This is a genomic window from Ralstonia pickettii (assembly GCF_016466415.2).
GTDB classification, from domain to species: domain Bacteria; phylum Pseudomonadota; class Gammaproteobacteria; order Burkholderiales; family Burkholderiaceae; genus Ralstonia; species Ralstonia pickettii.
In genome coordinates this window covers 768,306-785,830 of the sequence record NZ_CP066772.2, presented here as the reverse complement: position 1 = coordinate 785,830, position 17,525 = coordinate 768,306, and the positions used below count along the sequence as shown (strand labels likewise).

Sequence of the window (17,525 nt, the reverse complement as noted above, 5' to 3'; positions counted from 1 at the left end):
TGTCAGAATTTAGACGGACACCACTTACGAGATTTATTGACCCGAACGCTAAAGTTTTCTGCCTGCCATCCGATGAAGGGCGTACTGATCAGCGAGATGGCCATGCAACTTTCTTCCCCTTCCGTTTCTACTGCGACCGCCGGCGCATCGGGCAGCGGGACCAGCTCGGCCCCTGACATCGAGCGCCTGCAGCGCCAGCTCAAGAACCTGCAGAAGTCGATGCAGGATCTTCCCGCGCAGAATCTGCCGCCCGATCAAGCACGCGAGCAGGCACAGTTGCTCAGCCAGCAGATCCAGATCGTGCAGGCGCAGATCGCGCGCCTTCAGGCGCAGAACGGCCTGGAGCAAGCGGAAACCCGCTTGGAAAATCGCCACAACGCCTCCAAGAGTGCATCGGGCACCAGCACGACCGATGCGACGACCCAGGCGCGCACGACAGCCAAGGTCACTGGCTCCTCCACGCTGAGTGATGCCCGGCTGCAAGCCCGCCACGCAACACAGGCGCAAGCGGCACAGGCGGCCCACCCGGCCAGCGCTGAAGCCATCACACCGGCAGAGCCCCCGCTGGTTTCCGTCAAGGCCTGACCGGCGGCAGCGCGGCGCCGGCCTTGTCTTGCGGGCACCCAGTTGCCGATGCCCGACGCTCTCTTTCCTCACCCCCTCCCTTCGGGGGGACGCCAGCTTGCGGTGCCGACAGCGACAATCGCCGCGCCGCCATCCTGTGTGCGGCATCGAGAACACGCATGACCTCCGCCGCCAGCGACGCCGCCCTGCCTCCGACCGCCCCCACCGATCCGCATCCGGAACGCACGCCATCGCGTAATTTCTTTGCGCGTCACTGGCGCGGCGATTACAGCCTCGCCCGCTCGTATTGGCTGCATACCGCGCTGATGCAATTTGGCGTGGTGGCGCTCAGCGCCGGCGTCACGCACGCGCTGGCGCATAACGCGCCCGCGCGCGCTGCGTCCTCCGCGCTGCTCGTGATTTACGTGATGGGATTGGCGCTCTGGATCTGGGCGGTGGTCGGCACCTGGCGCGCGGCCGACCGGGAGCAAGCGCGCAACCGGCTTGCCGGCCTGTCGAACCCATGGCCGCTGATCGCCAAGGGGATGATCGTGCTGGGCGCTGTCGGCACCAGCTCGCGCGTCGTCAACGATGGGCCCCGCCTGGGCGCGCATCTGCGCACCGCACTGGGTGAACAAGCCGCGTCGCCATTTGCGGTGATACCGCAACGGGATGGCCGCGCCATCCTGTTCAGCGGCGGCATCAACGATGGCGCGGCCGATGCGCTGGAGGCCGCGCTGCGCAAGGCGCCAAACGCCACCGCCGTGGTGCTCCGCTCCGAAGGCGGCTGGCTGCGCGAAGGGACGCTGGTGGCAGACGTCATCCGCCGACATCATCTGCGCACGTATGTTGAGCGGGCCTGCGCCTCGGCCTGCACGATCGCCTTCCTGGCAGGCGAAGACCGCGCCGCCGCACCTGGCGCGCGACTCGGCTTCCACCGCCCGCGCGCGGTTGGCGCCGAGCACGACCAGAGCCCCGGCGCCACCGACAGCGAACTTTGGCGTGCCTATTCAGATGCCGGGTTGCCCGATGCCTTTGTGCGCCGCGTCCAGGACACACCGTTCGACCAGATGTGGTTTCCCACCGCGCAGGAACTGCTGGCCGACCATGTCGTCACGCGCGCGTCGCCCGGTGGCGAATACGCAACCATGGCCACGCAGTTGAATACCCGCGAAGCGCTGGCCGCAGAGCTGCGCAGCGCGCCGCTGTACGCAGCGTTGGAGCGTAAATACCCGGCGCACTTCAGCCGGTTGATCGACACGCTGTGGCCAGAGCTGCAGCGCAACGTGACCGATGCGCAGGCCATGACGCTGCTACGCGAGCAGACAGGCAAGCTGTATCGCGCACTGATTCCGACTGCGCCAAATGCATTGCTCTTTGCCAACGCCCAACTCACGCTTGAGCAGGCGCAGGCCCTGCAGCGGGTGAGCCCTGAAGCCTGCGTCGCTTATCTGGATGGCACGCCTGGGGCAAGCGCCGCTGCCGCGCGTCTGCCGCGCACGCTCGTCACGCGCGAGCAGACGTTGTTCTCCGACCTGATGCAGGCTGCCGACCCGGACCACGCGCCGGTTGTCACGCGCGCGCAAAGCCTGCCGGTGCTGCAACTGGCCGTGGCTGCGCTTCCGCCGGCTCAACAGCGCGTGCTGACCGTCCCCGCGCTGCGGCACTCCACGCCGCCGGCCGAGCGCTGCCAGGCGCTGATCGGCTTTTCCCGCTCCATCCTGGCGCTGCCGGAAGCCGAACGCGCGCTGGCGCTGCGCGGCATGTACGCCGATACGTCCGCGCCCGGTTCCTAGCAAGGCCCTTCAGGCTGAACGCAACGCAGCCAGCGACGCGCGCTGGCGCCCATCTTCATCAAAGTTCTCAGGCGACAGCCATTGCTCGAATGCGGCCCGAGCCTGCGGCCAATCGGCATCGATGATGGAAAACCACGCGGTATCGCGGCTGCGGCCCTTGTAGACCACCGCCTGCCGGAAGATACCTTCGAACTGAAAGCCCAGCCGCTGCGCAGTCTGCCGCGACGGCGCGTTCAGGCTGTCGCACTTCCACTCGTAGCGCCGGTAGCCGAGGTCTTCAAAGACGTGCTTCATCAGCAGGAATTGCGCTTCCGTCGATGCCGGCGTGCGTTGCAGCAGCGGCGAGAACGTAACCGCCCCTACTTCCACCACGCCGTGTTCTGGCGTGATGCGCATCAGCGCCAGCGTGCCGACCGGCCGATCGTTGCGCGCGTCGATCACCGCGTACTGCAGCGGATCTCGCTTCGCCGCAATGCGCTCGATATAGGCGCGGTGTGCGGCGATATCGGTAAACGGGCCTTCCACCATGTACGTCCAGACGCGATCGTCCTGCGCCTCATTGAACGCAGCGAACAGCGCGTCGGCGTGACGTGCAGCGTCAAGCGGCTCCAACCGGCAGTAAAGGCCGGCGAGCGGCGTATGCGGCGGCAGCGGCCGGGCCGACCAGCCGGACATCGGCGCGCCGATGGGTTGCTGATAAGCGTTGAGCGTAGTCATGCGTGGAACCCGCACCGAAAGCAACAAGGACCTCTCACCCTACCTAACTTTCTGGCCCTATGAAAAGAGCCATGGATGGGCATGCCGATAGAGCCACATCAACACACCTCCGGCCGGATTAAACCGTTCGATGCCCCGCCACACGCCGCTAGCGCACCTGCATGCGAATCGATATGTTGGTGGCGGGGGAAGACAGCGCCACGTAGAGGCGCGGGCATACGTATTGCTGTGCAGGGGTATGCACACGCCCACGGAATCGTCCGCCATCTTTTCTGCCAGGAGCCCGCGAGTGGCGCCGTTTATTACAGCGTGGTATCGCCGCTGGGGCCGCTGCGTCCGATACATATGCGCAGCCGTATGGATCACCTTTGCCGGCATGGCTCCGTGGAGCCTGACCGGGGCGGCGCCGAAATTCGCCTACCCGGTCACGCAGCGCGTCGACGCCAGTGCGAGCCTCGCATTGCCGCGCACGTGGGGCCCATTGCGGCTGACCAGCGAAACGCCCATTCCGTCCATTGCGGCGACCATCAACTCGCCGTTCGGTCCGTCACGGCTCGTGTTTGCACAGCAAACCGTGGCGCCGGAGAGCTTCGCGCTGGTCACGGTGCGCAAATCCGATTTCGACAAAGGCACGCCCGGTTACCTCGAAACCCTGCGGCCACGGGATCTGGCCATCCTGCTCAACCACATGGAATCACGCGTGCATGGCGATCGCCCGGCCTGGGCCGCCCGCCTCGTGCGCGGCAAGGCCCCGGCATTGCAGGTGCTTGCCGGGCGCCGGGTCCTCTACTGGGAAGGCGAATGGAGCACGTCCGCCGCCCGGACGGTCGTCGTGCGCGGGTATGCTTTCTTTGGTAACGGTGCGGTTTATCTCCTGCGCATATTCGGCACCGCAAGCGGCAGCGAACCGGTGGAATTTGCCGAAGAAGCGCGCTTTGCCGACCTGGTCGCCGCTACCTTCCACACGAAATAGCCGCCGAGCCTCTGCTGTAATTGTTGCAACGCAACAACAAGAGTAGCGCTGGCAACGGCGCCCGCTCCCAAGCGCAGGCCAGTCCACGCAAGGACTGAAATCTGTTGTTACTCTTGGAACAGTCTGTTCACGCGACGCCGTATTGTTCTTCCGCATTGCAACACCTACACTTCGTGACAGTTGTTCAGACATCGATTGCCTGAACAAGCAATGCAAGTGTTGTAAGGAGAACAATGATGAAATGGTTGGATATTGGCGCCGTCATGGCCGCCTGGATCGCGAGCTGCGTGGCAGCAGGCTGGCTCATCAGCGCCGCCGCTTTCCTGGCTTAACGCCCTGCCCTAAGGCATCGGGCAAAACGGCCGAGCGGGAACCCCTTCCCCGCGCGGCCCTGAACACCCCAGTTGATCGATTCGTCAGGCCGGCTTCTGCCCCGCCCACTCGACGAATCGGTCAACAAACCCCTGCAAGAACTGGCGCGTACGCGCATCCGTCACCCCGCCCTGGGCATCAAAGGGCTCCCCCGCAAAGTGGAAGAACACCTCCGGCAACGGTAGGACCTTCACGCCGACCGCCGCGAGCACATTGCGCAATTGCGCCTGCGACAATGCCGTGCCAATTGCGCCTGGCGATGCACCCGCAATGCCTGCCGGCTTGCCGCCCCACACACTCTGGCCGTACGGCCGAGAACCCCAGTCAATCGCGTTCTTCAGCACGCCCGGCATGCCGCGGTTGTATTCCGGCGTGACGAATAACAGGGCATCCACGCCTGCCACCGCCGCCTTGAAGCGCTGCACCGGCTCGGGCAGGCTGGCATCCAGATCCTGGTTGTAGAGCGGCAGCTCCCCAATTTCGATGAACTGCGCCGTCGCGCCGGAAGGCAGCAAGCCTGCCAGCGCCTGCGCGAGCTGGCGATTGAACGACGCCTTGCGCAGGCTCCCGACAATGACTCCGATGGTCAGATTGCTCATGAACGCTCCTTAGGGGCAAAACGGTTCAGGACAGCCCTGATGCTCAATCCGCCGTTGCCGGCTCGGGGGCCACCTCGCGCTTGAGGCGGTTGATCAGGGCAAACATCAGCGGGTTCAGCAGGATCGACAAAATCGCCGCCGCCAACAGCAGCCCCCGTGCACGGTCAGGCAGGATTTCCAAGCTGATCCCCAGCCCAATCAGAATGAACGAAAACTCGCCGATCTGCGCAAGGCTGGCAGAAATCGTGAGCGCCGTGCGGTTGCCGTGACCAAACGCACGCACCACCGCAAACGCGGCCAGCGACTTGCCGACCACCACGATCAGCACCGTGCCGAGCACCGCCCAGGGGTCTTCAATCAGCACGCTGGGGTCGAACAGCATGCCCACCGACACGAAGAACAGCACCGCAAATGCGTCGCGCAAGGGCAGCGATTCTTCCGCCGCGCGCTGGCTGAATTCGGACTCGGCCAGCACCATGCCCGCAAAGAACGCGCCGAGCGCGAACGACACGCCAAACAGCACCGTCGCCCCATAAGCGACGCCCAGCGCCGTGGCCAGCACACCGAGGCGGAACAGCTCCCGGCTGCCCGTCATGACAATGCGTTCCAGCATCCAGGGGATCACGCGGCGGCCCACCACCAGCATGAGCGCGGCAAACGCCACCACCTTCGAAAGCGTGACGGCCAGCACCTTGACGATGTCCCACGTACTGACCGCAGCGCTGCCGGCGCCCCCCAGCGCCCCGGCCAGGGCCGGCAGCAGCACGAGCGTCACCACCATCACGAGGTCTTCCACGATCAGCCAGCCGACGGCGATGTGGCCTTCGTGCGAGGTGTCGATACCGCGATCTTCCAGCGCCTTGAGCAGCACCACCGTGCTCGCCACCGAGAGCGCCAGGCCGAATACCAGCCCCGGGCCCCAATCCCACCCGAGCAGCCACGCCAGGCCCATGCCCATGAGCGTGGCGAGCGCAATCTGGCCGATGGCGCCCGGAATGGCGATGGCCTTGACCGCGAGCAATTCCTTCATCGAGAAGTGCAGCCCCACGCCGAACATCAGGAGGATCACGCCCAGCTCGGCCAGTTGCGGTGCGAGGCTTTGATCGGCCACGAAACCGGGCGTGAACGGCCCCGCCACCACACCCGCCATCAGATAGCCGACCAGCGGCGGCAGGCGCAGGCGCTGCGCGATGGTGCCGAAGATGAAGGCCAGCACGATGCCACCGATGATGGTGGAGATGAGCGGGGTGTCTACGTGCATGCGTTCGTGGAAAGGGACGGGTTCAGAGACGGAAGAGCGGGAAAGGGAAAGGGGCCGGGCCGGGCCGGGCCGGCCCTGGTGCGACAACAGCGGCGCCCATTTGTTCACATTGCGTCACAACTATAAGGATTGCCCTTTGCGAAACCTTACGGAGCAAATGTCATGCAGAAGACATCGCGCCGCAAACCCCGCTCCTACACTGCGCCGCAGACCCGCTCGCCCCGGGCGGCCCCAAGGAGACGACACATGCGCTACGCCAACAAAGTCCTTTCCGTGGACGAGGCCATCGCCCACGTCCGCAGCGGCAGCCGCCTGATGCTGGGCGAATTCGTGGGCGCCGGTGAGCCAGCCTGCTGCATCGAGGCGCTGCTCGCCAGCGGCATCGGGCAACTGACGCTTATCACCAACACGCCGGGCCTGCGCGGCGGTTTTCTCAAAGCCCGACTGTTCAGTTCGGGCCAACTGGCTGAGTTCATCGGCACGCACGTCGGCACGACCGATGAATCGACGCAGGCTTACCTGACCGACTCCGTGCGCGTGGCCGAGTTCTTTCCGATGGGCACCTGGGCCGAGAAAGTGCGTGCGGGAGCGCTGGGCCTGGGCGGCGCCCTCGTGCCGGTGGGCGTGGGCATCCTCGACCAGCCCGGGATGTTTCCCAAGCGCGGCGCGCCCAAGCAGACGCTCACCGTCGACGGCACGACCTGCTTCGTCGAGCCGCCCCTGCGCGCCGACGTGTCGATCATCAAGGGCTGGCGCGCCGATACCTTCGGCAACGTGGAGTTTCGCGGCACGGCGCTGCAGAACCAGCGCGACATCGCCATGGCCGGCGACTACACCATCGTCGAGGTGAACGAGATCGTCGAGGTGGGCACGATTCCGCCCGAGCGCGTCGGCTGCCCGGGTGTGTTCGTCAATGCGGTGGTGCAAGGGCTGTCGCTGGATGACCAGCATGCGCTTTACAGGCACCACTGGACGAAGCTCGGCCGTCTGCCCGCCGCTGAAGCGTGATCGTCAGACCCACAACGAGGAGACCGCCATGCAAGCCCTGCCCGAAACGCCCAAGCAACGCATTGCCGCCCGCTGCGCGCTGGAACTGCGCGCCGGCGAAGTCGTCAACCTGGGCCTGGGGATCCCCACGCTCACGGCCAACTACCTGGACGCCGATGCCGGCGTCATCTTCCATACCGAAAACGGCGCCTTCGGCTTTGGCGGACGCCCGCCGCTGGAAGCCATCGACAGCGACTTCACCAACGCCGGTTGCGAACCCATCACCCTGATGCCCGGCGCGGCGCTCATGGACCTTGCCACGTCGCTCGGTGCGATGCGCAATGGCTACATCGACGTGACGATCCTCGGCGCGTTGCAAGTGGATGCGCTGGGCAACCTCGCCAACTGGGCATGCGATCGCAACGGCAAATGGTGGCCCGGCATTGGCGGGGCGATGGACCTCTGCTACGGCACACGCAAGGTGATTGCCGCGCTGGCGCACACCGACAAACACGGCAACTCCAAGATCCTGCCGCGCTGCACGCTGCCGCTCACAGGCCGGCGCTGCGTGAAAGTCATCGTCACGGAGCACGCCGTATTCGACGTGACCGACGCGGGGCTGGTGCTGCGTGAAATCCTCTCGCGTGCGACACTCGATGACATTCGCGCGATGACAGCAGCGCCCTTTACGCTTGCGCCGCTGCTGCAGATGCGCGCCGCCTGAGGAGACTGCATGCCCGCCACCGTCGATTGGTTCTTCGATGTCATCTCGCCGTTTGCCTATCTGCAGCTCGAACAGTTCGACGCGCTGCAGCAGGCCAACGACATCGTCATCCGCCCCCGGCCGCTCGTGCTTGGCGCGATCCTGCATCACTGGGGGCAGAAAGGCCCGGCGGAGATCGGAGCCAAGCGCGTGTTCACGTACCGGCATGCGCTGTTTCGCGCGCAGCAGCTCGGCATTCCGTTTCGCATGCCGCCCGCCCACCCGTTCAACCCGATCAAGGCGCTGCGGCTGACGATTGCAATGGGCGGCTCGCTCGATGCCGTGCGGGCGGTGTTCCGGCATATCTGGCGCGACTGCAACGATGTGGCATCGCCAGAAGGTTTTGCCGCGCTGTGCGAGGCGGTGGGCTTTGCAGAGGGCGCGGCCGCCGTCGAACAACCCGCCGTGAAAGATGCGCTGCGTGCGCACACCGATGCGGCCATCGCCCTCGGCGTGTTCGGGGTGCCCACCCTGGTACACGAAGGCGAGCTGTTCTGGGGTGAAGATGCGACCGCCATGTTCCTGCAAAGCTTGCGCGCCGACTGGCTCTCCACGCCCGAAGTGCAGCGCGTGAGCACGTTGCCGGTGGGCATTCAACGTGGCTGAGCACGAGCCCAGCTCGCGCCCCGGCATCAGCCGCGCGCGGCTGGCGCATATCGCGGCGTGGTCGATCGATCTGCACCCGGACGAAGCGGACCGCGCGTGCGCCGGCATCGTTGAGAAAACCTACGCACGCGGCGCCTGCATCTGCCCGAAAAACACGTTGCTGGAGAGCTGGACGGGCGTGGTGACGGGCCTTATCAAAATCGGCACGGTATCGCCCGAGGGGCGCAGCGTCACATTTACGGGCGTGCCGGCCGGCGGCTGGTTTGGCGAAGGTACGGTGCTCAAGAACGAGCCGCGCCGCTACGACATCGTTGCGCTGCGCGACACGCGCATGGCCTTCATGGACCGCGCCACTTTCATGTGGCTGGTGGAAAACAGCGTGGCGTTCAACCGCTTCCTGGTCAAGCAGCTCAACGAGCGGCTTGGGCACTTCATGGCGCTGCTGGAATACGACCGCCTGCTTGATGTGACGCCGCGCCTGGCGCGTTGCATTGCGTCGCTGTTCAACCCCGTGCTCTACCCGGGCGCGGGCGATCACCTGGAGATCACGCAGGAAGAACTCGGCCTGCTTTCCGGCATGACGCGCCAAGTTGCCAACCAATCGCTCAAGGCCCTGGAGAAGGACGGTGTGGTCCGGCTCGAATACGGCGGCGTGACGGTCGTCGACCTCGATCGGCTGCGCAGCTACGGCGCCTGAAGACGCCACCTTTATTAACGAATCTTCATCCGGCGGAGCAGACCAGACCCGCTGGAATCGCGGCACAACAAGACAGGATCATTACGCTGCGGCATGCATCACCTCTTCCCGACGTATAGCCATTGGCGCTATCCAGCGCTGGCAGTGCGTGTGGCGGAGGTGGCGCGCGACCATGGGCCTGCCTCAAGAATCACCTTGGCCACATCCCGTGGCCGCGACTGCTACGGCACATGGCTTGTCGGCAGCGTCGTCACCTTGGCGCTAATCTTCCTGGCCATGGCGCGCTCCAGATCCGGCTGGGCACCGCAGGCGTTTGTGCAGGCGATGCTGGTTATGGTGCGCCTCTGAGCCATCGAGCCCACGACGCTTCCGGCTTACAGCGCCGAAGCAACCCTTGAGGTCATCCGCGCGTCAGGGCCAGCAGCGTCACCACGGCCGGCATGGCCGCTGCGGTAATGCCGGCCATGAGCGGGGCGCACCCCTCACCACAGCCCGGAGCGCCTCAGTTACAGCGCCCGCCCTTCGTACCGGCCAGACACGCCGCCTAGGCCAGCATGGCAGCCAGCGCAGGAGGCAACCCGCGGTTTGGCTTGTGCGGCGGACGCGCAAAGCTGCCTTCCGCTGCACCGTTTGGCGCAAGCGCAATCAGGCTCTCGCAGTGGCGGATGGCGCTGGAGACGCCGTCCACGACCGGCACCGGAATGCGGTCCTTGAGTGTACGGGCCAGACCGGCGAGCGGCGCGCCGGCCACGATGATCACGTCCGCGCCATCTTCACGCACCGCTTGCACGCTGAGTTCCTCAAGACGTGCCGCGTGGTCTTCCTGCACGCTGCCGATGTCGCGTAGCGGCTGCTGCAAGGAGCGCACGCTCGCCAGCCGCGACGACAGCCCATTGGCGGCCACGCACTCGCGGTACCACGCCTGGATGCGATTCGAAATGGCGATGATGGAAAAGCGCTGACCCAGCAGGCAGGCGCTGGCCAGTGCCGCCTCGGTCATGCCCACCACCGGCACATTGCAGAGCTCCTTGATGCCGGCCAGGCCGGGGTCCCCAAACGCCGCCACCACCACGCCGTCGAACTGGCCGGCGTGTTCGGCAACGACGCACGCGGTGGCATAGCCGCCCACCAGTGCTTCGAAGCGCGTTTCGATATAGGCCACGCCAAATGGCGCTGTCGCCATCGTGAGCGTGGTGCCGGGTGAAACGGAGCGACGCGCCTCCGCATGGATCAACTCCGTCACGCTCTCGGAGATGTTGGGATTGACGACCAGAATACGCATGATGAAACCCTGAGAATCAAACCAGAAACGTCAGACCAGCGACGGCGCGCCCGCCGGCAGGAACTGCCCCCGCCCGGGTGCCGGTTCGAGGTACTTTCCGTTTTCGACCAGCATCTCGCCGCGCGAGAAGCAATGCACTGGCCAGCCCGTCACTTCAATGCCTTCATAGGGCGTGTAGTCGACCGCGTGATGCAACGCATCGTTGGTGATGCGCACGTGGCGCTCCGGATCCCACAGCGTGATGTCGGCATCGGCACCCACGGCAATCGTGCCCTTGCGCGGGTACAGACCGTACAGCCGTGCCGGGCGATACGACGTCAGTTCCACAAACTGATGCAGCGACAGCTTGCCGCGCGCGATGCCATCGAACAGCAACGGCAACCGCGTCTCGATGCCCGGCACGCCGTTCGGAATATGGTCGAACGGTTGCGCTAGACCGCCGAGCTTCTTGCCCTGCGCATCGTCATAGTTGAACGGTGCATGGTCTGAAGAAAACACGCTGAATACGCCCCCTGCCAGCGCGCGCCATACAGCCGCCTGGTTTTCCGGATCGCGCGGCGGCGGGCTGCAGACGCACTTGGCACCTTCGTAGCCATCGTCACCGTGCAGGCCCATGTCTTCAGCGGTCAGGTAGAGGTACTGCGGGCACGTCTCGGCCAAAATCTGCAGGCCGCGGCTTTGCGCCCAGCGAATCTGCTCGATGGCTTCCTTGCCGGAGACATGCACGATCAGGATCGGCACGTCCACCAGCTCGGCAAAGGTGATGGCGCGGTGCGTGGCTTCACGCTCGACGGCAGCCGGGCGCGACAGGCCGTGGAAGCGCGGCGAGATGCGGCCTTCGCCCACCAGCTTCTCCGTCAGCCACGAAATGCAGTCGGCGTTTTCCGCATGCACCATCACCAGCGCGTTGTTTTGCTTGGCCACGTCAAGCACGTCCAGCATTTCGCGGTCGGACAGCTTCAGGTCGTCATACGTCATGTAGACCTTGAACGAGGTGTAGCCCTGGTGGATCAGCTCCGGCAGTTCGTGCTTGAGCACCTCGGGCGTGGGGTCGGCCACGATCAGATGGAAGCCATAGTCGGCTACCGCCCGGCCCTCGGCACGGCGGTGGTAGTCGGCCACCGCCGCTTTCAGCGAGCCGCCCTTCTCCTGCGCCGCAAACGGGATCACCGTTGTCGTGCCGCCGCAGATGGCCGCGCGCGTGCCAGTGAAGAAGTCGTCGGCCATGCGCATGCCGTCAGGCATGGGCTGATCGAGGTGGCAATGACCATCGACGCCGCCGGGCAGCGCCAGCAGGCCGCTGGCATCCAGCTCCCGCCCGCCGCGCGGCAAGCCGTGACCGAGCACGGCGATGCGGCCATCGCGCACCCCGATGTCGCAGGTAAAGCGGTCGGATGCGGTGACCACATCCGCGTTGCGAATCACCAGGTCGAGTTCCGTGGACATGCTTCGCGCTCCCTCATTCCGTTAAGCAACGTCCGCGAACAGGCGGCCCCAGCCGTGCAGCTCGCGCGTGTCGACACCCGCCAGCCGCAGCGATTTCCACACGACGGTCGAGATGGTGTCGTACACCGGGATGCCCGTTTCCGCTTCCAGCGCTTCAACCAGATGCGCGGCTCGCAGGTTCGTGCAGAACGTGGTGATGGCGGCCGGCTTTTGCTGGGCCACTTCGCGCACCAGGGTACGGATCGTGACTTCTTCCACGTCGGCAAAGCTGTGGTTGACGTGCAAGTCCAGATGACGCTCGGCCACGCACTTGAAACCGTGGCGCGCGTAGTTCTGCACGATGCGCTGCTGCACGTCATCCAGGTACGGCGTCACGAGGGCGAAATCGCGTGCGCCGGTCTTGGCCAGAATCTCGTTGAGCGCCAGCACCGAGGTGGTGGCCGGAATGCCGGTGGCTTCCGTGATCTGGCGGCACAGCGCCTCGTCCTTCTCAAAGCCGAGCCAGCCGGACGACGTGCCGTTCCAGGCGATCACGTCGACGTGCGCATCGGCCAGCAGCTTGGCGGCGTTTAGGATATTTTCCAGGTCGAACTGCCCCAGCGCCTGGTCGCGCAGCGAGATTTCCGTCACGGTAAAGCGCGAGAAATGCGCGCTGACGTTGGGCAGGCCGCTCACCATGGCGCTGGTAATGGGTTCCAGCGCCGTGTTGGATGATGGCGTGAGCATGCCGAGCTTGATGCGTTTTGTCATGGGAATCTTCTTCGTGGTTTGTAGGCCCCGGCACGCGCAGCAGCGGGCATCGGGGCTTGCTTGTTATGTTGATGAGTCGGGTCTCAGCTTGTCGCCGGAAGTCAGAAGCAAACGCCGCGCCGCAGGCGTAGATGGCATCGGCCTACGTGAGTGCATCGCACCTTAGACCGGCAGCTTCTTGCTGTAGTCGATCAGCAGCGTCGAACAGATGAACAGACCCGCACCGGCGGCTGCAAACAGCATCAGCGCCATGTCGTACGAACCGGTCGCCTGCACGATCAGGCCGACGATGATCGGCATGCCGACCCCTGCGAAGTTGCCGCCCAGGTTCATCGTGCCGCCCAGGAAACCGACACGCTTGCGCGTACCCAGGATCGACGGAATGCACCAGAACAGACCGCACCAGCGCAGGAAGAACAGCGTGGTCGACAACAGTGCCACCACCACAACCGGATCCTTGAAGCGCGCCACCGTGTAGATGGCGATCGTGGCCAATACCGAAGCGATGCCGAACAGGGTGCGCAGCACGCGGGCGCGCGATGCCCCGGTGGCCATCCACTTGTCGGCAATCCATCCACCGACCATCTCGCCCACAAAACCGGAGAAGAACATCGTGAAGACGGCACCGCCCATCTCCTTGATGTCCAGCCCGTGCACCTTCGACAGATAGGTCGGCATCCAGGTCAGCAGACCGTAGAACAATGCGTTGAAGCACATCCAGCCGAAGAACATGCCCCACACTGAGCGGTACTTGAAGAAGTCCAGCACGTTGCCGCTCAAGGCGGCGGGCTCGGCAGCCTGGTCGGCTGCGTGTGCCTCTTCAATGTAGGAGGCTTCAGCATCATTGACGGACGGATGCTCGCGGGGGTGGTTGCGGATGTACCACCACGCGAAGAGGCCTGCCACCATCGTGCCGATACCGGCCACCACGAACGACGTGCGCCACGAATTGAACTCGGCGATCAGCCCGGCGATGATGAGCGCGCCCAGTGCCGCGCCCAGCGGCGCACCTCCGTCGAGCAGCGTGGCACCGCGGCCGCGTTCGTTCTGTGTCATCCAGATGGCGTTGAGCTTGCCCCCGGCGGGGTAGATGGGTGCCTCAGCCGCACCCAGGCCAAGACGCGTGACCAGCAGCGGCACCCAACCGGTACACAGGGCCGCGATGGATTGGAAGAAGCCCCAGCCCAGCGTGGCACCGGCAATCACCACACGCGGGCCGAACCGGTCGGCCAGCATGCCGCCTGGGATCTGCATGAGCGCGTACGTCAGAAAAAACGAACTCAGCAGTAAGCCTTGCACCGCGGGGCCGATGTTGAATTCCTTCGCGATCAGCGGCATCGCGACTGACAACGATGCGCGGTCGACGTAGTTGATGGAAATCAGCATCAACATCATCAAGAAAATCTTCCAGCGCACAGAGCTCTTCGTCTCCGTTAGCGCCATGGCCGGGGCCTGGCTTGCGGTTTCCATTACGCGTGTCTCCTGGTAGCTCGGAAAGCCCTTTCGAGAAGCGGGCTGGGAGGCCGGTCTTGACGCCGATCCTCCCGCCTTCGCCCACCGAAACGACCTCCTGAGTCGATTTGATTGGTTTGTGTTGCGCAACGTGGCTGAGTATAGGATACGTAATCTGTAATTACAACATCTGTAAGTTATTGATTTTATTGAAAACAAAAAGCACAATATCGGTGTGTGATAGCCTTTTGTGGTGCATCTTCCCCATTCTGGTGACGTCTGTGACCCAACCGCTGCTCCAATCCCCTCGCCTGCGCACGCTCGGCATGTCGGCCGAAATCGCCTCGCGTCTGCGCACCCTCATCGAAGAAGGCGAATTGCCGCCCGGCGCCCGTATCGACGAGCGTGCATTCTGTGAAATGTTCGATGTCTCCAAGACGCCGCTGCGCGAGGCGCTCAAGGTGTTGGTGGCCGAGGGTCTGGTGCTGCATCGTCAGTACATCGGCTACCGCGTTGCGCCGCTCGATCTCGATGAACTGCGCGCGACCTTCGAAACGCTGCATGGGCTGGAATTCACGGCAGGAGAACTGGCGGCGGCCCGTCTGTCCGAGGTGGCTCTGGCGCGCCTGGAACGCAGGCACCAGGCGATGCTCGACGCGCACGCAGCAGGCCGGCGCACCGAGTACTTCCGCATCAACCAGGAAATTCATCAACTCATCATCGACGGCACAGCCAACCCCGTACTGGCCGGCATTTATGCGGCGTTGATGAGCAAGGTGCACCGCGCGCGCGGCGCAGCCAACGCGGACATGCTGCGCTGGCAGGAATCGCACGAAGAACACGAAGCCATCATGGCCGCCCTTCGCGAGCCAGGGCGCCCGCGCCTTGCACAAGTGCTGCGGCACCACTCCGAGAACACCGCCAAGGAAGTGCTGAGCGTCGTGGCAAACAGCCTCGCCGAGGCCAGCCGCACAACCCGATCAACCAAGGAATCCCCCAAGAAAGGAGCGCAATGAAACTCGTACGCGTAGGCGCACCCGGCGCAGAACGTCCGGGCCTGATCGATACGCAAGGCCGCGTGCGCGACCTGTCAGGCGTGGTCAGCGAGCTGGGGCCGCAGCAGTTGTCTGATGCCGCCCTCGCGCGACTCGCAGGCGTCGACATGGCGAGCTTACCGGTGCTGCCGGATGCCCGTTTTGGTGTGCCATGGACGGGCATCGGCAAAATCATCGCGATCGGCCTGAACTATGCCGATCACGCAGCCGAGGCCGGCTTGCCGCCACCCGCTGAACCCATCATCTTTCTCAAGGCCAACAGCGCACTGAACGGCCCCAACGATGCCGTCATGCTGCCGCGCGGCTCGGAAAAGACCGACTGGGAGGTCGAGCTCGGTGTGGTGATCGGCAAGACGGCGAGCGATGTTTCCCGCGAAGCAGCGCTCTCACATGTGGCCGGCTACTGCGTGGTGAACGATGTATCCGAGCGCGAGTTTCAGCTTGAGCGCGGCGGCACGTGGGACAAGGGCAAGGGCTGCGACACCTTCTGCCCCGTCGGGCCGTGGCTGGTCACGCGTGACGAAGTGCCCGACCCGCAAGCGCTTGGCCTGTGGCTCGACGTCAATGATGAACGTGCGCAGCGGGGCAACACCGCCACCATGGTATTTGGCGTGGCGCATCTGGTGAGCTACGTCAGCCGTTTCATGACGCTGCACCCGGGCGACCTCATTTGCACCGGCACGCCGCCCGGTGTCGGCATGGGAGCGAAGCCCCCGCGCTATCTCAAGGCCGGCGATACCATGCGCCTGGGCATCGACGGCCTTGGCGAGCAGATGCAGACGGTCGTCGCCTACACCAAAGCCTAAGCATGCGGCGCGGCGCGCTTAGCGCTGCGCCGCCACCAGCTTGCGCATCGCATCCACCAGTTTCGGATCGACCGCGCCCAGCGTATTGGTGCGCGCGTTGATGCGCCCTTCTGCGTCCAGCAGCAGGATCGTGCTCGAATGGTTGAAATCGCCATCTGCCAAGCGTCGGTACTGTACGCCCAGCAGCGCCGCCACCTCGCGCGTGCCGCTGGCGTTTGCGCGGGCGACTTGCCAGCGGTCGTCGGCGCCATGCGCGCTGGCCGTCTTCTTGAGCGCCGCAACGGAATCACGTTCGGGGTCGACCGTCACCATCAGCACCCGCACACCATCGTGCGCGGGCTTGCCGCCCTTGGCCAGGGTCGCGCGAATGGTCTCGAAGATCATCGGGCAGACCATCTGGCACGACGCATAGAACATGCTCACCAGCACCGGCTCGCCGCGCAGATCCGCCAGGTGAAAGACGCGGCCGTTCTGGTCGGTCAGCGCCACATCGGATTGATACAGCGAGGCCGAGGGCGCTGGCCCCGCAGCATGGGCACCGGCTGTTGCGCCGGCCAGCAGGAGCACCACAAAGGCGCGCCGGATAAAAGTCGTGAACATCATGGATGATCTCCATTGAGGGATCGGGCGCAGCGAAAGCCGAGGCTGCCTGTGGCGTCTGCGCCTTCAAGGGAAGACAGCAACGCCACGCGCATCAGCACGGCGTAGCTGTCGCGGCGGACGATGCTGATGGCACCGGCGCCGCAGAATTTCTGCTTGTCGGGGTCGCCCTGGGTGCGGCTGTCTCCGGCAATGAACAGTGCGTTGAAATCGTCGACCCATTCCCAGATCAGACCGTGCATATCGCGCACGCCATGGACATCCGCTGGACCGCCCACTGGTGGCAACACACGCGTGGCGGGCCGCTCGTACCAGCCGAGAATGCGTTGTGCCCATTGCGGGTCGTCGCGGGCGTCTGTGCGTGTGGCGTCGGCCGCGGCGGCGGATTCCCATTCCAGCCATGTCGGCAGCCGAGCGCCTTCGTTTTCGCAATAGGCACGGGCGGCAAACCAGCTCACGCCGGTCACCGGCGCTTGCGGCGACGCCTGCGCATCGGCGTGCGTCGCATCGGCCCAGTCGGCAAGGTAGGCCTTACCGGCAAAGACTTGCGGCACACGGCCACGCTGCCAGGCCTCGTGGCGTTGCACGAAGGCCTGGAACTCGCCGATGGTGACGGGCGTGGAGCGCAGCTCAAACGGCTCGATGCGCACCCGCTGCGGCTGCCCCGGCGCGTTCTGAGGCAGCACGCTGTCGAAGTCGCCGCCGGGCAACCGCACATAGGTGGCCCCGTGTACGGTTGCACTGGCCAGCGCCATCAACATGGCAGCAATGTGCGAGGTCAGGCGGGACATGGTTGTGC

19 protein-coding genes are annotated in these 17,525 nt (G+C 65.0%); 10 read left to right on the top strand and 9 right to left on the bottom strand.

Annotated elements, in window-relative coordinates; translation table 11 throughout:
• Positions 1-72: 72 nt before the first annotated feature.
• The gene (locus RP6297_RS19790) at positions 73-585 is read left to right on the top strand and encodes a FlxA-like family protein (protein ID WP_009240450.1); all 513 of its coding nucleotides are present in this window, start codon (positions 73-75) and stop codon (positions 583-585) included.
• A 158-nt stretch (positions 586-743) separates the two neighbouring features.
• Positions 744-2,360: a COG3904 family protein gene (locus RP6297_RS19785; RefSeq protein WP_009240449.1), complete on the top strand. Its 1,617-nt coding sequence runs from the start codon at positions 744-746 to the stop codon at positions 2,358-2,360.
• Positions 2,361-2,369: 9 nt separating this feature from the next.
• Here RP6297_RS19785 and RP6297_RS19780 read toward each other — a convergent pair whose 3' ends face one another.
• Complete coding sequence (locus RP6297_RS19780; protein WP_009240448.1) at positions 2,370-3,077, bottom strand: GNAT family N-acetyltransferase; 708 nt, start codon at positions 3,075-3,077, stop codon at positions 2,370-2,372.
• Positions 3,078-3,453: 376 nt separating this feature from the next.
• Here RP6297_RS19780 and RP6297_RS19775 point away from each other — a divergent pair, with 376 nt between their 5' ends.
• Positions 3,454-4,050: a hypothetical protein gene (locus tag RP6297_RS19775; RefSeq protein ID WP_223293286.1), complete on the top strand. Its 597-nt coding sequence runs from the start codon at positions 3,454-3,456 to the stop codon at positions 4,048-4,050.
• A gap of 416 nt (positions 4,051-4,466) precedes the next feature.
• Here RP6297_RS19775 and RP6297_RS19770 read toward each other — a convergent pair whose 3' ends face one another.
• Complete coding sequence (locus RP6297_RS19770; protein ID WP_009240445.1) at positions 4,467-5,021, bottom strand: NADPH-dependent FMN reductase; 555 nt, start codon at positions 5,019-5,021, stop codon at positions 4,467-4,469.
• Positions 5,022-5,064: 43 nt separating this feature from the next.
• Complete coding sequence (locus RP6297_RS19765; RefSeq protein ID WP_009240444.1) at positions 5,065-6,282, bottom strand: cation:proton antiporter domain-containing protein; 1,218 nt, start codon at positions 6,280-6,282, stop codon at positions 5,065-5,067.
• 246 nt (positions 6,283-6,528) lie between these two features.
• On the opposite strand from RP6297_RS19765, the gene RP6297_RS19760 reads away from it, so the two are divergent.
• The 5 genes from RP6297_RS19760 (at position 6,529) to RP6297_RS19740 (ending at position 9,683) form a co-directional block, all read left to right on the top strand.
• A complete protein-coding gene (locus RP6297_RS19760) occupies positions 6,529-7,290 on the top strand; it encodes a CoA transferase subunit A (RefSeq protein ID WP_009240443.1) in 762 nt (253 codons plus the stop codon).
• A 28-nt stretch (positions 7,291-7,318) separates the two neighbouring features.
• Positions 7,319-7,993 (top strand): 3-oxoacid CoA-transferase subunit B, encoded by a 675-nt coding sequence (locus RP6297_RS19755; RefSeq protein ID WP_009240442.1) that lies wholly within the window; start codon positions 7,319-7,321, stop codon positions 7,991-7,993.
• 9 nt (positions 7,994-8,002) lie between these two features.
• A complete protein-coding gene (locus RP6297_RS19750) occupies positions 8,003-8,638 on the top strand; it encodes a 2-hydroxychromene-2-carboxylate isomerase (RefSeq protein ID WP_009240441.1) in 636 nt (211 codons plus the stop codon).
• Positions 8,631-9,335 carry a Crp/Fnr family transcriptional regulator gene (locus tag RP6297_RS19745; RefSeq protein WP_009240440.1) on the top strand — a complete coding sequence of 235 codons (705 nt, stop codon included), beginning with the start codon at positions 8,631-8,633 and terminating at the stop codon, positions 9,333-9,335. The genes RP6297_RS19750 and RP6297_RS19745 overlap by 8 nt, the downstream gene beginning before the upstream one ends.
• A gap of 93 nt (positions 9,336-9,428) precedes the next feature.
• Positions 9,429-9,683, top strand: coding sequence for a hypothetical protein (locus RP6297_RS19740; RefSeq protein WP_009240439.1), 255 nt, complete (start codon positions 9,429-9,431; stop codon positions 9,681-9,683).
• A 196-nt stretch (positions 9,684-9,879) separates the two neighbouring features.
• Here the strand turns inward: RP6297_RS19740 and RP6297_RS19735 are convergent, their stop codons facing one another.
• From RP6297_RS19735 to RP6297_RS19720, 4 genes are all read right to left on the bottom strand, one after another.
• Entirely contained in the window at positions 9,880-10,617 is a 738-nt protein-coding gene (locus RP6297_RS19735; RefSeq protein WP_009240438.1) for an aspartate/glutamate racemase family protein, read from the bottom strand.
• 30 nt (positions 10,618-10,647) lie between these two features.
• Positions 10,648-12,063, bottom strand: a complete 1,416-nt coding sequence (hydA, locus tag RP6297_RS19730) for a dihydropyrimidinase (protein WP_009240437.1) — start codon at positions 12,061-12,063, stop codon at positions 10,648-10,650.
• A gap of 21 nt (positions 12,064-12,084) precedes the next feature.
• Positions 12,085-12,813: a maleate cis-trans isomerase family protein gene (locus RP6297_RS19725; protein ID WP_009240436.1), complete on the bottom strand. Its 729-nt coding sequence runs from the start codon at positions 12,811-12,813 to the stop codon at positions 12,085-12,087.
• Positions 12,814-12,975: 162 nt separating this feature from the next.
• Positions 12,976-14,283 (bottom strand): MFS transporter, encoded by a 1,308-nt coding sequence (locus RP6297_RS19720; RefSeq protein ID WP_009240435.1) that lies wholly within the window; start codon positions 14,281-14,283, stop codon positions 12,976-12,978.
• A 215-nt stretch (positions 14,284-14,498) separates the two neighbouring features.
• Between RP6297_RS19720 and RP6297_RS19715 the strand changes: the two genes are divergently transcribed.
• Both RP6297_RS19715 and RP6297_RS19710 read left to right on the top strand, forming a co-directional pair.
• Positions 14,499-15,281: a GntR family transcriptional regulator gene (locus tag RP6297_RS19715; protein ID WP_009240434.1), complete on the top strand. Its 783-nt coding sequence runs from the start codon at positions 14,499-14,501 to the stop codon at positions 15,279-15,281.
• The gene (locus RP6297_RS19710) at positions 15,278-16,126 is read left to right on the top strand and encodes a fumarylacetoacetate hydrolase family protein (RefSeq protein WP_004627818.1); all 849 of its coding nucleotides are present in this window, start codon (positions 15,278-15,280) and stop codon (positions 16,124-16,126) included. The genes RP6297_RS19715 and RP6297_RS19710 overlap by 4 nt, the downstream gene beginning before the upstream one ends.
• A gap of 18 nt (positions 16,127-16,144) precedes the next feature.
• Here the strand turns inward: RP6297_RS19710 and RP6297_RS19705 are convergent, their stop codons facing one another.
• Both RP6297_RS19705 and RP6297_RS19700 read right to left on the bottom strand, forming a co-directional pair.
• Positions 16,145-16,729 carry an SCO family protein gene (locus tag RP6297_RS19705; RefSeq protein ID WP_004627821.1) on the bottom strand — a complete coding sequence of 195 codons (585 nt, stop codon included), beginning with the start codon at positions 16,727-16,729 and terminating at the stop codon, positions 16,145-16,147.
• Complete coding sequence (locus RP6297_RS19700) at positions 16,726-17,517, bottom strand: formylglycine-generating enzyme family protein (protein WP_009240433.1); 792 nt, start codon at positions 17,515-17,517, stop codon at positions 16,726-16,728. Before RP6297_RS19700 ends, RP6297_RS19705 begins: the two co-directional genes overlap by 4 nt.
• Positions 17,518-17,525 lie beyond the last annotated feature (8 nt).

What these genes read in the sequence shown, in the direction of transcription:
- RP6297_RS19790 (WP_009240450.1), top strand. Translation starts at nt 73, where the DNA reads ATGAAGGGCGTACTGATCAGCGAGATGGCCATGCAACTTTCTTCCCCT.
- RP6297_RS19785 (WP_009240449.1), top strand. Translation starts at nt 744, where the DNA reads ATGACCTCCGCCGCCAGCGACGCCGCCCTGCCTCCGACCGCCCCCACC.
- RP6297_RS19780 (WP_009240448.1), bottom strand. Translation starts at nt 3,077, where the DNA reads ATGACTACGCTCAACGCTTATCAGCAACCCATCGGCGCGCCGATGTCC.
- RP6297_RS19775 (WP_223293286.1), top strand. Translation starts at nt 3,454, where the DNA reads ATGGCTCCGTGGAGCCTGACCGGGGCGGCGCCGAAATTCGCCTACCCG.
- RP6297_RS19770 (WP_009240445.1), bottom strand. Translation starts at nt 5,021, where the DNA reads ATGAGCAATCTGACCATCGGAGTCATTGTCGGGAGCCTGCGCAAGGCG.
- RP6297_RS19765 (WP_009240444.1), bottom strand. Translation starts at nt 6,282, where the DNA reads ATGCACGTAGACACCCCGCTCATCTCCACCATCATCGGTGGCATCGTG.
- RP6297_RS19760 (WP_009240443.1), top strand. Translation starts at nt 6,529, where the DNA reads ATGCGCTACGCCAACAAAGTCCTTTCCGTGGACGAGGCCATCGCCCAC.
- RP6297_RS19755 (WP_009240442.1), top strand. Translation starts at nt 7,319, where the DNA reads ATGCAAGCCCTGCCCGAAACGCCCAAGCAACGCATTGCCGCCCGCTGC.
- RP6297_RS19750 (WP_009240441.1), top strand. Translation starts at nt 8,003, where the DNA reads ATGCCCGCCACCGTCGATTGGTTCTTCGATGTCATCTCGCCGTTTGCC.
- RP6297_RS19740 (WP_009240439.1), top strand. Translation starts at nt 9,429, where the DNA reads ATGCATCACCTCTTCCCGACGTATAGCCATTGGCGCTATCCAGCGCTG.
- RP6297_RS19735 (WP_009240438.1), bottom strand. Translation starts at nt 10,617, where the DNA reads ATGCGTATTCTGGTCGTCAATCCCAACATCTCCGAGAGCGTGACGGAG.
- hydA (WP_009240437.1), bottom strand. Translation starts at nt 12,063, where the DNA reads ATGTCCACGGAACTCGACCTGGTGATTCGCAACGCGGATGTGGTCACC.
- RP6297_RS19725 (WP_009240436.1), bottom strand. Translation starts at nt 12,813, where the DNA reads ATGACAAAACGCATCAAGCTCGGCATGCTCACGCCATCATCCAACACG.
- RP6297_RS19720 (WP_009240435.1), bottom strand. Translation starts at nt 14,283, where the DNA reads ATGGAAACCGCAAGCCAGGCCCCGGCCATGGCGCTAACGGAGACGAAG.
- RP6297_RS19710 (WP_004627818.1), top strand. Translation starts at nt 15,278, where the DNA reads ATGAAACTCGTACGCGTAGGCGCACCCGGCGCAGAACGTCCGGGCCTG.
- RP6297_RS19705 (WP_004627821.1), bottom strand. Translation starts at nt 16,729, where the DNA reads ATGATGTTCACGACTTTTATCCGGCGCGCCTTTGTGGTGCTCCTGCTG.
- RP6297_RS19700 (WP_009240433.1), bottom strand. Translation starts at nt 17,517, where the DNA reads ATGTCCCGCCTGACCTCGCACATTGCTGCCATGTTGATGGCGCTGGCC.